The sequence below is a fragment of the Allobosea sp. WAO genome (genome assembly GCF_001509835.1).
In the GTDB taxonomy this organism is placed as follows: domain Bacteria; phylum Pseudomonadota; class Alphaproteobacteria; order Rhizobiales; family Beijerinckiaceae; genus Allobosea.
Genome location: NZ_JXTJ01000021.1, coordinates 1 through 802, shown reverse-complemented (window position 1 = coordinate 802; position 802 = coordinate 1). Strand labels below are relative to the sequence as shown.

Sequence of the window (802 nt, the reverse complement as noted above, 5' to 3'; positions counted from 1 at the left end):
CATGGCCATGGCAGAGACCAAGACCGGCGCTGCGCGCCCCGCCGCCCTGAAGCAGACCTCGCTGAACACCGCGACGGCGGTCGAGATGATCGGCGTCAACAAGTGGTATGGCGAGTTCCACGTGCTGCGCGACATCAACCTGAAGGTCGGTCGCGGCGAGAAGCTCGTGATCTGCGGCCCGTCGGGCTCGGGCAAGTCGACGATGATCCGCTGCATCAACCGGCTGGAGGAGCACCAGAAGGGCCAGATCATCGTCGACGGCACGGAGCTCACCAACGATCTCAAGAAGATCGACGAGATCCGCCGCGATGTCGGCATGGTCTTCCAGCACTTCAACCTGTTCCCGCATCTGACGATCCTCGAGAACCTGACGCTGGCGCCGATCTGGGTGCGCAAGATGCCGAAGAAGGATGCCGAGGAGATCGCGATGCACTATCTGCGTCGCGTCAAGATCCCGGAGCAGGCAGCCAAGTACCCGGGCCAGCTCTCGGGCGGCCAGCAGCAGCGCGTCGCCATCGCCCGCTCGCTGTGCATGAGCCCGAAGATCATGCTGTTCGACGAGCCGACCTCGGCGCTCGACCCCGAGATGGTCAAGGAGGTGCTCGACACCATGGTCTCGCTGGCCGACGAGGGCATGACCATGCTCTGCGTCACCCACGAAATGGGCTTCGCCCGCCAGGTCGCCGACCGGGTGATCTTCATGGACGCCGGCCAGATCGTCGAGATGAACGAGCCCAACGAGTTCTTCAAGAACCCGCAGCACGAACGCACCAAGCTCTTCCTCAGCCAGATCCTGCACTGA

1 protein-coding gene is annotated in these 802 nt (G+C 63.6%); it reads left to right on the top strand.

The window, feature by feature from the left end:
- Positions 1-85: 85 nt before the first annotated feature.
- The gene (locus tag DK26_RS27615) at positions 86-802 is read left to right on the top strand and encodes an amino acid ABC transporter ATP-binding protein (RefSeq protein ID WP_066479935.1); all 717 of its coding nucleotides are present in this window, start codon (positions 86-88) and stop codon (positions 800-802) included.